The organism is Lysinibacillus sp. NPDC094403, from assembly GCF_050278745.1.
In the GTDB taxonomy this organism is placed as follows: Bacteria; Bacillota; Bacilli; order Bacillales_A; family Planococcaceae; genus Lysinibacillus.
The window spans coordinates 1-12,279 of the sequence record NZ_JBNNTL010000031.1 but is presented as its reverse complement, the minus strand read 5'-3'; the positions used below and the strand labels follow the sequence as shown (position 1 = coordinate 12,279).

The following is a 12,279-nucleotide window of genomic DNA, read 5'->3' as shown; positions in this document are numbered from 1 at the left end:
GACTCGTTTAGACATGAAAAGTCATGACGAGTCTATTTTCTATTTGTACACGGGCTTCGTTTTACTTTTCGAAGTCTACTTTTTTGAGAAGGATCTAGTCCTTAGTCCCATCTTCTGTTGGAAGATTGCTCGTAATAATTATCACTATCCCCCTTACTTAGTATTTTCATTTTGCTTCCTTTTTTCCTGACACTTTGATGGTTCTATCCAGAACTTTGATAGTTCTATCCATTCTTTTGATGGTCCTATCCATCTTTTTGATAGTTCTATCCGTCGCTCTCGACTTTCTTTCCGTCGTTCGGACCATTCTTTCCCTCGCCTTGGCTCTTCTTTCCGTCGCTTTGTTTTCTATCCGTCACTTCGACTCTTCTTTCCGTCGTTCTGGCCATTCTTTCCATCACCTTGGCTCTTCTTTCCGTCGCTCTTGCCATTCTTTCCGTCGCTTCGACTCTTCTTTCCGTCACTCTGCCGCTTCTATCCATTACCTCAGATTCTATTCTTATCTCTGCCTCATTGATCCGCCTCTTTTGAAGTTAAAATGCTTCTCAAAAAAATAATAAAAAAGACGTCCAACAAGTACCTAAATACTTATTGGACGCCTTATAGCAGTTAATTATGCTTTTTGATAGCGAAGCACAGGTGTACGAGCAGCGCGTGTTTCGTCTAAGCGAGTTACGACTGTTGTATGTGGTGCTTCTTGTACGATTGATGGATTTTCTTCTGCTTCTTTTGCAATTTGGATCATTTTATCGCAGAATGCATCTAATGTTTCTTTAGATTCTGTTTCTGTTGGCTCGATCATTAACGCCTCTTCCACATTTAATGGGAAGTAAGTTGTTGGTGGATGGTAGCCAAAGTCTAACAGACGTTTTGCAATATCTAAAGTACGAACGCCAAGTTTCTTTTGACGACGACCTGATAATACAAATTCATGCTTACAATGACGGTTGTATGGTAGATCATAGAAAGGCTCTAAGCGACGCATCATATAGTTTGCGTTTAGTACAGCATATTCTGTTACAGCTTTCAAACCATCTGGACCCATTGTACGGATATAAGTGTATGCACGTACGTTAATACCAAAGTTACCATAGTAAGGTTTAACACGTCCGATTGATTGTGGACGTTCGTAATCGAAGTGATATGTTCCTTCCTCTGTTCTTACTAAAACTGGTTTAGGAAGGAATGGAATTAAATCAGCTTTCACTCCTACTGGACCTGAACCTGGGCCACCGCCACCGTGAGGACCTGTAAATGTTTTGTGTAGATTTAAGTGTACGCAGTCAAAGCCCATATCACCAGGACGTGCTTTACTCATAACTGCGTTTAAGTTTGCACCGTCATAGTATACTTTACCGCCAACAGAGTGAATTAGCTCTGCCATTTCGATAATGTTTTCTTCAAATAGACCAAGTGTATTTGGATTTGTCAGCATTAATGCAGCTGTATCAGGACCAACTACTTTGCGTAAATCTTCAATATCTACTAAACCAGCTTCATCCGATTTAACAGTGATAGTTTCGAAGCCTGCAACTGTTGCCGATGCTGGGTTTGTACCGTGAGCAGAGTCAGGAACAATAACTTTATTACGATGACCTTCACCATTTGCTTCATGGAATGCGCGGATCATCATTAATGCTGTCCATTCACCATGAGCACCTGCTGCAGGTTGTAATGTCACTTCATCCATACCTGTAATTTCAACTAATGAAGTTTGTAAATCGTAAAGAAGCTCCATCGCACCTTGAGTTGTTGATTCATCCTGTAATGGGTGAACATTAGCAAAGCCTGAAATTCGTGCAACAGCCTCGTTAATTTTTGGATTATATTTCATCGTACAAGAGCCAAGAGGATAGAAACCTGAGTCTACACCGTGGTTTCGACGAGAAAGTGCTGTATAGTGACGCATAATATCAAGCTCAGAAACCTCTGGTAATTCCGCCTCTTCAGCGCGTACTAAGTTCGCAGGAAGTAAATCTGCAAGATCAACCTCTGGTACATCAAGTGCTTCTAAGCTATACCCTACGCGACCTTCTTTTGAAATTTCAAAAATGAGTGATTGATTTTCGTTATGCATTAAGAGCCCCCATTTCTGCAACAAGTGCATCAATTTCTTCCTTCGTGCGTAATTCTGTTACAGCGATTAGCACGTGATTTTTAAGAGATTCATATGTTTGACCTAAAGGATAACCACCGATGATACCTTTTTCAATTAGGCCTTTATTGATTTCTTTCACACATTTATTTGTTTTCACAACGATTTCGTTAAAGTGTGCACCTTGGAATGCTACTGTAAAGCCTGCCGCCTCAAAAGCATTTTTAGCATAGCGCGTTTTCGCAATATTTTGCGTAGCCATTTCACGAACGCCTTGTTTACCTAAAGCAGTCATAGCTACAGAAGCTGCAAGTGCAAGAAGAGCTTGGTTAGAACAAATATTAGATGTTGCTTTATCGCGACGGATATGTTGTTCACGCGCTTGTAATGTTAAAACATAACCACGACGACCTTCACCGTCCACTGTTTCACCAACAAGACGACCTGGAACTTTACGCATTAGCTTCGTTGTTACTGCAAAGAAACCACAGTGCGGACCACCGAATGCTTCAGAAATACCGAATACTTGTGCGTCACCTACACAAATATCAGCACCTAGCTTACCAGGTGGTGTTAAAATCCCTAATGAAAGTGGGTTTGAAGATACGACAAATAAACTTTTTGCATCATGTGCAATATCACTCATTACTTGTAAGTCCTCTATTTGGCCAAAGAAGTTAGGATATTGTGCAATAACAGCTGCCGTATTATCATCGATTAGTTCTTTTAATGCTTCTACATCTGTCACACCATCTTTATGTGGCACAGTAACAATTTCAATTGATTGTCCGTATGCATATGTAGCAACGACATCGCGATACTCAGGATGAACCGTTTCAGATACTAAAATTTTCTTACGGCGTGTATGACCAGCTGCAAGCATACCTGCTTCAGCTAATGCTGTTCCTCCATCATACATAGAAGAGTTTGCAAGATCCATACCTGTAAGTTCTGCAATCATCGTTTGGAATTCAAAAATTGCTTGTAATTCCCCTTGTGAAATTTCTGGTTGGTATGGAGTATACGCTGTGTAAAACTCTGAACGAGAAATAACGTGGTCCACGATAATTGGTTTATAGTGGTTGTATACGCCTGCACCTAAAAACGATACGTTAGCATTTGTATCTTTATTTTTTGCAGCAAGTGCTGATAATTCTTTCAATAAAGCTGATTCAGATTTTGCTTCTTTAATATCATATAGGCCTTTAAAACGTACTTTTTCTGGAATATCTCCAAATAGCTCATCAACTGAGGATACACCAATTACGTCTAACATTTCTTGTTTATCTTGCTCCGTCATAGGTAAATAACGATGTTTCATAAATGTAGGTCCCTCTTTTCAAATATTATTTTGAACGCTTGTAAAACGGTGTTTCAACTGTTACTACCTTTAAGTGTTTACCACGAATTTCGATTTCCAATTCAGTTCCGATAGTTGCGAATTGACTGTCAATTAACGCGTTACCAACATTACGTTTAGATGAAGGTAGCTGTGTACCTGTTGTCACTTCACCGATTTCCTTACCATCCTTAAACACTTTGTAGCCATGACGAGGAATTCCTTTATCAATCATTTCAATGCCCACAATTTTACGTGACAGTCCATTTTCTTTTTGTGCCACTAATGCATCATGACCATTAAAGTCTTCTTTATTTAATTTCACAGCAAAACCAATGCCAGCCTCAAGAGGTGAAATTGTCGCTGATAGCTCTTGCCCGTATAATGGAAGACCTGCTTCAAAACGAAGTGTATCACGGCATCCTAAACCTGCAGGAACAACGCCTTTGTCTTTTCCAGCCTCTAAAATTTTATCCCATAGAGCTTTAATATCTTCTGGAGAGCCATATAATTCAAAACCATCTTCTCCTGTGTAGCCACTACGAGATACTAATGCTTTATGACCAGCAACCTCAACATCTGCTTGGAAACGGAAGTATTTAATAGCACTTACATCAGTAACTGTTAATGATTGTAGAACTTCTTCTGCTAACGGACCTTGGAGGGCAATCTGTGCATAAGCATCCGATTGATTGTCGATAGTCACATCATATTGATGTTGATTTTCCATCATCCAATCATAATCTTTTTCAATATTCGATGCATTGACACATAGTAAATAATGATTGTCTGCTAATTTATACGTTAATAAATCATCGACAACGCCCCCATCTTCGTAGCACATTGCATTATATTGCGCTTGGCCTACTGCAATTTTTGAAATATCATTTGTCAAAAGATTTTGTAAAAATTCTAGAGAATTAGGGCCCGTTACTAAAATTTCACCCATATGTGATACATCAAATAAACCTGCACGATTACGTACTGCATCATGCTCTTCTTTAATAGAAGAGAATTGTACTGGTAATTCCCAACCACCGAAGTCAATTGTTTTACCACCATACTTTGCGTATTCGTCAAATAGAGGTGTACGTTTTAATTCATTCGTCATTCTTTTTGCCCCCTTATTGTTAGTTACATTTTTACTGGTAGTAGTTCGTCTGCTCTTTTTATTAGTACAGTCAATGCTACCCTGTTTATTCATCCAAATAAGGAACTAACAAACTCCTTTCGGAAGCTTTCACTAGGCAAAACATTTCGACATAAAAAAAGACAGACGAACCCCTTTTCGGGATTCTCTGTCCTTGCACCTGAAAGTTACACCAGACTGGCTCGCATTACTACAATGCCAATCAGCCGGCTTTCCCCTTTGGTGGCTGTTGTACTACAGCTCTCTCCAGAGTTGCGTCTTGTACGAGTCCTTTTACCTGAGAGATTCATAACACTTTGCTACTTGCTCCTTCGGTGACGTCTACACGTGCTCTCCCCGCACAATCATCCGCCCAAGATTCATCTTGGTACTATTTAGTATTCAATGAACATTAAGTTACTTATTTGTCTATATCCTAACATTAATTGCATTGAAAAGGCAATCATTTTTTAATTTATAATAAAACACGAACATTAAAGATATTCACACCTATCATAGTTCGCCTTTCAACCTTTTAACTTGGAATACTAAATACTCAAGAATTTGGCGGATTGTTCTACCTTCTGTTAAAACTTGTATATGTCCTGCCTCGCGATAGAACTTTCTTCTGTAATGATACAGCTTCTCTAGCTCCTCTTTCGTTGAACTCTGTACAATCGGTCTGTTGGGATCATGCTGTATTCGTTTGTAAATATCTTCGAATGTCGCATCTAAAAAAAACACGAGTCCACTGCGTCTCATTATTTTTCGATTTTCAGCATTGACTGCAACTCCACCACCTGTTGAAATAATACAAGCTTCGTCCCGGAAATTTTTCAAAAATTCTGTTTCTATTTCTCGAAAACGTGCTTCTCCGTATTTTTCAAATATCTGTGGAATTGTCATACCTTGCTGCCTAACAATCTCACGATCCATGTCATAATATGGCATCTTTAACAAATAGCTCAAACGTCTGCCTAACGCACTTTTCCCACAGCCCATAAAGCCAACTAAATATATTTTTCGCATTCGAATCACCTTCTTATAACTACGATTCTACACTGTCTGACAAAATTTGTCCTAATAAATTTATCGTAGCTCGAACATTCAGCTTTTCTAGACTATCATATGTTCGAAACTGAACCTCATAAGACGTAAAATACGTAAGAACAAAAGTAGTTACAAAAAATAATAATGCAATTGCGATTAAAAAAATAGCCCCTCTGTCATTTTTCAATAACTGGAACATAAAAAGTTCGCTCCTTTTTGATACCACTTGATAATTCAACATCTACTGTTAACATATCTTTTTCATATTGGAACTGGCATTTATTAATACCAATTAACATTGGTACATGGCCACCATTGACTTGATCACGAATTATATTGCTGTAACAATCAATTTTATGAATGGTATCTGCAGCTTGAAAGGTTATTCTCTTTTGATCTTGTCGAATCGTAAATGATGAAATATCATTTAAATACATATTCAAATCATAAACAAAAAGCTCCCACTTCGATTGTTCACCAGATAATACCGTTGTTTTCATTTCAGCAAACCAAAGCATAATGAAAACAACAAGATGTGCAATAAGCGCAAAAACAACTAATTGAAACAACGCTTCTAATAATGTATAGCCTCGCTCATTCATCAACTTCACCTGTCAGTTGTATACATTTTTTACGTAATTCTCGCGTATTTTGAAAACTTACACATATCCCTTGTCCATTCATAGACCACCGAAAATCTACATTTTCAATTGTTTTAATGCCTTCCGTTTGCTGTAAGTAGCGAAAATGCTTTAAGCCTTCATAAGCCGTTTCCGCTGCTATAACTTCTAACTTTTTGTTATAAAGAGTCGTTTTCATAGTGTAGCTAATGGGTATTAATGTCGTGCATAATAACATGACAATGACTATTGATATAATCGTTTCTACAAATGAAAAACCAGATTCATTCAACTCTCGATCTCCCTCGTCCTAACGTAATCACAACTTTTTTAATGCCTTGAGGCGTTTTAAAAGAAACAGTCCCTGGGGTCATGACGTTTCCATTATAATTGTATATTATCGTGTAAATCGAACTCGAAGAAGGCATGAACTCAACCCCTTTCGGAAAAGGTCGTTCATATACTTCTGTATAAAAATCCTTTTTAATGATGTATCTCTTTGATGAACTCTCAAACTTCATGGAAGTATATTCCTTATGGTGCATACTATAAGTTTGTATATATTGGATATCTAATTGAATTTGTGTAAAAAATTGCTTAAGCTCCCTAGCTTCTTCTGCTTTTAACGAATACTTTACGACAATCGCTGACAAACACATAACGATAAACAATACAATTAGCATTTCAACAAACGTATAGCCACGCTCACTTTTTATAACATTCATCAGCTACCTGAACCAGAATCAGAAGAGGCCTTCGCCAATCTTACCTCCCCATCATTAGTTATCATAATCTCTGCTTTATTAGGACAGGTCGTTTCATTCTTCTTCAAATAGCCTTTTGCTACCAAGTCTTCAATTGTTGGATAAGTCATAAAATCTACTCTATACGCCTCTACCTGCCCTTGCACCATGCTAATATACGCTTTACAGCCCTTCTCATCGACCGTGGCAAAATGTTTCGTAACATTTGGGATTGTAATTAAAATTAATATTGAAATAATCAAAAGGACAATTAGCATTTCAATCAATGTAAAACCCGCTTGCTGCTTTATACGTTTCATTAATATCCTCCTATACTAGTTCAATCATGTGATATATTGGTAATAATAAACTTACGTATGCGGCAACTATGCACATTGCGATAATGATAAAGAAGGTCGGCTGCACAAACGCTAGAATTTTATGCAATAGTTGCTCTTGCCTTTCAGTTAATAATTCGCTATACAGTACCAGTTCTTTTCCTAAATAGCCACTATGCTCTCCATGTTCAACAAATGTCGAGAAATCCTTCTGCCAAACTGACATTAAAGCAACAGCTTGTGTCAACGTATCACCAAAAATAACACGTTCCTTAATACATCGCGCCAGATACTGAAGAAACGGTTGAAGTCGCTGCTCCTCTAAAATTTGGAGACTTGCCTGTAAAGAAAATCCACTTTGTAGTAAACTCCCTAAATAAGCTGCAAATTGTCTCGTCAAAGACAATCGTGTATAAATCCGAATAAATGGGATTTTTAGAAAAATGTTTAGTTGGTGATTAATCGGACGCCGTTTGAGATAAAGCTGAAAAATCAAAACACTACAAATAACTACTATTCCTATGATCATTAAAGCATCTGGAAAATACAATAATACTTTTGATAAAGCAATGCTTGTCTCCTCTGTGCCGGTAGTTCGACTTGTCACCATTTTTTCTATATTAGGAAAAAATATGGTGCGAAACACTAAAAACAATAGCAACAAAAATAAAATGAGTACTACTGGATATAAGAGTAGCTTCATTAATTTTTTCTTAGTCGATTCGCTTAAAGCCATTTGCTTTGCCACACCTTTTAACGTCTCAATCATATGCCCATTAATTTCTGCAACTGTAATGGCTACTAAATGCTGCTTTGGAATTTGCAGTGCTTCAAAAACCCCTGAAACACCATCTCCTTGCCTCAGCTTTTCATTGATTAGCTTTTGTATTTCTTCATGCGCTTCAATATGATGGGGTAATAGAATAGAAATGGCCTGCGGGAATAAATAACCTTCCTGCATTAACACACTTAATCGACTAAAAAAATGAGCTTGCTCCCTTACTCGCCATTTTGTTGCCTTTTTGTAATCCAATCGAATTCTTTCAATAAACTTTCGTATTCGCATAGTTCTGACTCTCAATCAATTCTTTTTGACCCTCAAGCGTTAAATCATGAGGTAGCTCGTAGCTAGTTTTTTGCATAATTGCTTTGATAGCCATTTGAAGATGAACATCGCTTAAAACTTCAAACAATGCACGACGTTCTTCTTGAATTATCGGAGATTGGAAAAGTGTTTGAGCAACAATACCTACTACAGTTTGACGAAGTTCTTCTACTGAAACACCTAAGTCAATAAATCGATAAAGGCAGTTAACCGAATCCTTAGCATGAATTGTCGAGACCACCAAATGACCTGTTAACGAAGCTTCGATTGCGATTTTGGCAGTCTCTTTATCGCGTATTTCACCAATCATAATAACGTCTGGTGAGTGGCGTAAAATAGCCTTTAAGCCTGTAGCATATGTAACGCCAGCCCGTTCGTTTACTTGAATCTGCAAAAGATTAGCCTGGTTGTTTTCTACAGGGTCTTCTAATGAAATGACATGTCGATTTAGCTCTGTCGAACAGTAATGGATAAGGGAATACAAGGATGTTGATTTACCAGAGCCTGTTGCACCTGTAAAACATAAAAGTCCTTGTTGATGTTTCACTAGTTCCATTAACATGTCTGCTGCATATTTGGAATAAGATAAGGAAGTAAGTGGGAATGTATGATTTTGTAGAAGTAGTCGGATAATTAGGCTTTCTTTTAAAAATACTGAGGGAAGTGTAGAGACACGAAAGGCATATTGATCTTGTTCCATAGCTTTTTGGAAGGAGCCGCTTTGGGGTTTACGCCGCTCGCTAATATCTAATGCCGCTAAAAATTTGTAAAAGGAAATCATTCGTTCCGCAAGATCATTCGGTAATTCACCTGCTTGGAGTAACTTATCATATTTTCGAAAATAAATACGATATCGTACACTTTCTGGAACTAATAATAAATCTGATGCACCGAAATGATAGGCCTTTAGTAAAAGTTGCTCACATTTTTGTTCAACAATCATTTCAAAATTCTGCATATTCGCACCCCTCTTCTAGTTCATTCGAATATGACCGCTCTATTCGTTATTCCCTAGTATAGATACGAATCTAACATGAGAAAAGCCCTTTTCTTAAAATAAAAATTTGCTATAAAATTTCCTATCAAACATGTTTTTTGCTATAAAATTGTGGATAACGTGCAAATTTCCACTAATTTTGAACATAATCTTATAGATCATCACTTTTAAGGGGCTAATTATATTTTAACGACTTTCACTTCTTCTTTTTATTACGCATCTCTAGATATGCACACTATGTTTACCTATTTATCACGCTTTACTCAATCGTTTTCAACAATTGATAAGAATATACGTTTTATATGAATTTAAATTAGTGGAACAAAACATCCATGATTTTTCAGACTCCCAACCCAATGATTAAAGTTTTTTACATAAAAATAAAAGGCACCTAATTTTAAGTACCTTGTATTTTTATATATGTTTTATAAATCCTCTACTCTTTTATCCTTTGTTCTATATAAACCATAAGTTAAAGAACCCTTAAACCCCATATAAAAGTTAGATTTATCCCCAAATAATAATGTAAAAATGGAATTTCCAAAAAAGTTATTGATTGTTTTTTCCTTTTTTTAGAATTTCTTCGTATCAAATATTGTTTAGTTAAAATATAAACAATAAATGTTCCACTTACCAACGTCCATTGAAACCCAGTATTTCCTGTCTTAAAACTATCATAAATTGCCCAAATCAATAACGTTGCAAGTAATATAGCTAGTGTAAATCTTGAAGCTTCTGGAGTATAATCATAGTTTTCATCTTTTTTTCCATCCTTTTTTCTCATTTTTAATATTCATATCTCAACTCAACTCCGCCAATTTGAATATTTATATCAAATGAAATACTTGATAAAAGTTGTTCACATTTCCCAACACGAATTTGAAAATTCCGCAAATTTAACCCCCTCTTCTGGTCCATTCGAATATAACCGCTCTATACGATATTTCCTAGTATAGGTACGAACCTGTCACGAGAAAAGCCCTTTTCTTAAAATAAAAATTTGCTATAAAATTTCCTATCAAACATGTTTTTTGCTATAAAAATGTAGATATCCTGCAAATTTCCACTAAATATGAACATAATCCTATGAAAAAGTTAATATTTATGCCTAAAGGAACTGTTTCTTTTTCAATAATGCAATATAATAGAATTAACATGATTTTTTTCCTACACTTGGAAGAAGAGTTAATATTCAAAAAAAATACATAGAGGTGAAGTAAATGATCCATCCATTAAAAATTACTAGTACGTTGGCCGATGAAACTAGATACTCTATTTATGAGTACATCCTACAAGAGAAGAAAACAGTAACGGTCCAAAACATCGCTGATAAATTCGGCATCCATCCAAACGTTGCACGTTTACACTTAACAAAGCTATCAGAAATCAATATAATTACAGCTGATTTTGCCAAAACTGGGAAAGGTGGTAGACCTGGTCGTGTTTATAAAGCATCTGATAAAGGTGTATCATTAACGTTCCCAAGACGTGATGAGGATCGACTATTAAAATGGACAATCCAATTAATTCAAGAATTTGGACCATCTGCTTTAGAAAAATGCCAGGACATAAGCTACCAAGACGGTTACCAGCAAATGAAGAATTATCTAAATGCTGAGTTACAATTAAATAATACCCTTTCCTTCGAACAAAAGCTTCAGCTATTAACTGACAATGCAGCATTAATTGGCTATATTCCGCAAGTACAACAAACAGAGCATGGTAAAAGAGTGACTTTCTCCATTTATAATTGTCCATTCCAGGAGCAGCTTACTACTCATTCAGAAATTGTTTGTTCTTTACATGAATCCTATTTAAAGGGACAGGTCGATGCGTTATACTCGAGCAATGAGTTAATACAAATTGATAGCATGATACATAATTGCGATTTATGTAAATATGAAATAGACGTGACAGAAATCGAAAGCTAATTTATAAAAATCCAATTGTTTGTCACAAAGAAGCAGAAGTTCCAGTTTACAGATACCTTTCATATCATTTATAATGAGTAAGAGATTATTGTGTCGTGGGCAAAAGGAGGGGAAATCTTCATGGATAATATGTATAAAGTTATGGCATTCTGGACAGGTATTTTTGCAGTTATGTTCTACCTTGGTGGTATGAACGAAGTATCGCTATTATTCGTAGGTAATACAGGTTTATTCTTATTATTAGGCTTCTTAAACCTTTCAGAACGTATGTACATGTACATTTTCGGAGCATATTTAACTGTATTCTTTGCTGGCTTCACGTACTATACAACATTCATTCACGTACCTGGTGTCGGTCATTAATACAAAGAAAAACGCGTGTCTCATCAAGTGTGAGACATGCTTTTTTTATGTAAATTATTCATCAGATGCATGATCATATATCAAGACATAGTAAAATCCCCCTTTGCAATTACATGGTTAGATTTTGGTTTATTTTATCTATCCAACGAATTGCAAGGGGGATTTTTGTATTTTATGAAGTTAATTTAGGCTTTAAAATCACCCACAAAGATGAAATTGTCCAATAAAATGGCATGGTAGATGGCATGAAAATTAAAGAAAATACTATCATCACAGCTAAATAACGAAAATCAGTAATCAGCGAAAAATAGCAATAATAATTCCATTTACATCACCTTTTTTATTTTAGTTCGTCTCCATAACGTAAGGTTAATTTCCACTCTGGGCGCTTTTATCGCTGCCGCTTCGCTTTCGCGCAGAAAACATTTGTTGCTGTCGCTTCGCTTTCGCACAGATAAAACATTTTGTTGCTGTCGCTTCGCTTTCGCACAGATAAAACATTTTGTTGCTGTCGCTTCGCTTTCGCACAGATAAAACATTTTGTTGCTGTCGCTTCGCTTTCGCACAGA

At 36.4% G+C, this 12,279-nt stretch carries 14 protein-coding genes and 1 riboswitch; of the genes, 2 read left to right on the top strand and 12 right to left on the bottom strand.

The window, feature by feature from the left end:
• Window positions 1-613: 613 nt before the first annotated feature.
• From gcvPB to ACQKMV_RS23050, 12 genes are all read right to left on the bottom strand, one after another.
• On the bottom strand, window positions 614-2,077 hold the full coding sequence (gene gcvPB, locus ACQKMV_RS23105; RefSeq protein WP_427506755.1) for an aminomethyl-transferring glycine dehydrogenase subunit GcvPB: 1,464 nt from the start codon (window positions 2,075-2,077) through the stop codon (window positions 614-616).
• Window positions 2,070-3,416, bottom strand: coding sequence for an aminomethyl-transferring glycine dehydrogenase subunit GcvPA (gene gcvPA / locus ACQKMV_RS23100; protein ID WP_427423136.1), 1,347 nt, complete (start codon window positions 3,414-3,416; stop codon window positions 2,070-2,072). Before gcvPA ends, gcvPB begins: the two co-directional genes overlap by 8 nt.
• Window positions 3,417-3,441: 25 nt before the next feature.
• Window positions 3,442-4,545, bottom strand: a complete 1,104-nt coding sequence (gene gcvT, locus ACQKMV_RS23095) for a glycine cleavage system aminomethyltransferase GcvT (protein ID WP_427506754.1) — start codon at window positions 4,543-4,545, stop codon at window positions 3,442-3,444.
• Between the two features lie 294 nt (window positions 4,546-4,839).
• A riboswitch (glycine riboswitch) is annotated at window positions 4,840-4,932 on the bottom strand.
• Between the two features lie 144 nt (window positions 4,933-5,076).
• A complete protein-coding gene (locus tag ACQKMV_RS23090; RefSeq protein ID WP_427506752.1) occupies window positions 5,077-5,592 on the bottom strand; it encodes a shikimate kinase in 516 nt (171 codons plus the stop codon).
• 19 nt (window positions 5,593-5,611) lie between these two features.
• Entirely contained in the window at window positions 5,612-5,812 is a 201-nt protein-coding gene (locus tag ACQKMV_RS23085; RefSeq protein ID WP_427423139.1) for a hypothetical protein, read from the bottom strand.
• Window positions 5,790-6,215: a competence type IV pilus minor pilin ComGF gene (comGF, locus tag ACQKMV_RS23080; protein WP_427506750.1), complete on the bottom strand. Its 426-nt coding sequence runs from the start codon at window positions 6,213-6,215 to the stop codon at window positions 5,790-5,792. The genes ACQKMV_RS23085 and comGF overlap by 23 nt, the downstream gene beginning before the upstream one ends.
• On the bottom strand, window positions 6,208-6,525 hold the full coding sequence (locus ACQKMV_RS23075; RefSeq protein ID WP_427506749.1) for a hypothetical protein: 318 nt from the start codon (window positions 6,523-6,525) through the stop codon (window positions 6,208-6,210). The genes comGF and ACQKMV_RS23075 overlap by 8 nt, the downstream gene beginning before the upstream one ends.
• Window positions 6,518-6,958, bottom strand: a complete 441-nt coding sequence (gene comGD, locus ACQKMV_RS23070) for a competence type IV pilus minor pilin ComGD (protein WP_427506747.1) — start codon at window positions 6,956-6,958, stop codon at window positions 6,518-6,520. The genes ACQKMV_RS23075 and comGD overlap by 8 nt, the downstream gene beginning before the upstream one ends.
• The gene (gene comGC, locus ACQKMV_RS23065; RefSeq protein ID WP_427506746.1) at window positions 6,958-7,296 is read right to left on the bottom strand and encodes a competence type IV pilus major pilin ComGC; all 339 of its coding nucleotides are present in this window, start codon (window positions 7,294-7,296) and stop codon (window positions 6,958-6,960) included. The genes comGD and comGC overlap by 1 nt, the downstream gene beginning before the upstream one ends.
• Before the next feature lie 10 nt (window positions 7,297-7,306).
• Window positions 7,307-8,380, bottom strand: coding sequence for a competence type IV pilus assembly protein ComGB (gene comGB / locus ACQKMV_RS23060; protein ID WP_427506744.1), 1,074 nt, complete (start codon window positions 8,378-8,380; stop codon window positions 7,307-7,309).
• Window positions 8,358-9,377 (bottom strand): competence type IV pilus ATPase ComGA, encoded by a 1,020-nt coding sequence (gene comGA, locus ACQKMV_RS23055; protein ID WP_427506742.1) that lies wholly within the window; start codon window positions 9,375-9,377, stop codon window positions 8,358-8,360. Before comGA ends, comGB begins: the two co-directional genes overlap by 23 nt.
• Before the next feature lie 511 nt (window positions 9,378-9,888).
• Window positions 9,889-10,200 (bottom strand): hypothetical protein, encoded by a 312-nt coding sequence (locus ACQKMV_RS23050; RefSeq protein ID WP_427506741.1) that lies wholly within the window; start codon window positions 10,198-10,200, stop codon window positions 9,889-9,891.
• A 436-nt stretch (window positions 10,201-10,636) separates the two neighbouring features.
• On the opposite strand from ACQKMV_RS23050, the gene ACQKMV_RS23045 reads away from it, so the two are divergent.
• On the top strand, window positions 10,637-11,347 hold the full coding sequence (locus tag ACQKMV_RS23045) for a helix-turn-helix transcriptional regulator (RefSeq protein ID WP_427506739.1): 711 nt from the start codon (window positions 10,637-10,639) through the stop codon (window positions 11,345-11,347).
• 120 nt (window positions 11,348-11,467) lie between these two features.
• Window positions 11,468-11,710, top strand: coding sequence for a DUF2626 family protein (locus tag ACQKMV_RS23040; protein ID WP_376074512.1), 243 nt, complete (start codon window positions 11,468-11,470; stop codon window positions 11,708-11,710).
• The last annotated feature ends 569 nt before the right edge of the window (window positions 11,711-12,279 follow it).

Bases quoted from the DNA above. Each gene is read 5' to 3' on its own strand.
- gcvPB (WP_427506755.1), bottom strand. From the start codon at position 2,077: ATGCATAACGAAAATCAATCACTCATTTTTGAAATTTCAAAAGAAGGT.
- gcvPA (WP_427423136.1), bottom strand. From the start codon at position 3,416: ATGAAACATCGTTATTTACCTATGACGGAGCAAGATAAACAAGAAATG.
- gcvT (WP_427506754.1), bottom strand. From the start codon at position 4,545: ATGACGAATGAATTAAAACGTACACCTCTATTTGACGAATACGCAAAG.
- ACQKMV_RS23090 (WP_427506752.1), bottom strand. From the start codon at position 5,592: ATGCGAAAAATATATTTAGTTGGCTTTATGGGCTGTGGGAAAAGTGCG.
- ACQKMV_RS23085 (WP_427423139.1), bottom strand. From the start codon at position 5,812: ATGTTCCAGTTATTGAAAAATGACAGAGGGGCTATTTTTTTAATCGCA.
- comGF (WP_427506750.1), bottom strand. From the start codon at position 6,215: ATGAATGAGCGAGGCTATACATTATTAGAAGCGTTGTTTCAATTAGTT.
- comGD (WP_427506747.1), bottom strand. From the start codon at position 6,958: ATGAATGTTATAAAAAGTGAGCGTGGCTATACGTTTGTTGAAATGCTA.
- comGC (WP_427506746.1), bottom strand. From the start codon at position 7,296: ATGAAACGTATAAAGCAGCAAGCGGGTTTTACATTGATTGAAATGCTA.
- comGB (WP_427506744.1), bottom strand. From the start codon at position 8,380: ATGCGAATACGAAAGTTTATTGAAAGAATTCGATTGGATTACAAAAAG.
- comGA (WP_427506742.1), bottom strand. From the start codon at position 9,377: ATGCAGAATTTTGAAATGATTGTTGAACAAAAATGTGAGCAACTTTTA.
- ACQKMV_RS23050 (WP_427506741.1), bottom strand. From the start codon at position 10,200: ATGAGAAAAAAGGATGGAAAAAAAGATGAAAACTATGATTATACTCCA.
- ACQKMV_RS23045 (WP_427506739.1), top strand. From the start codon at position 10,637: ATGATCCATCCATTAAAAATTACTAGTACGTTGGCCGATGAAACTAGA.
- ACQKMV_RS23040 (WP_376074512.1), top strand. From the start codon at position 11,468: ATGGATAATATGTATAAAGTTATGGCATTCTGGACAGGTATTTTTGCA.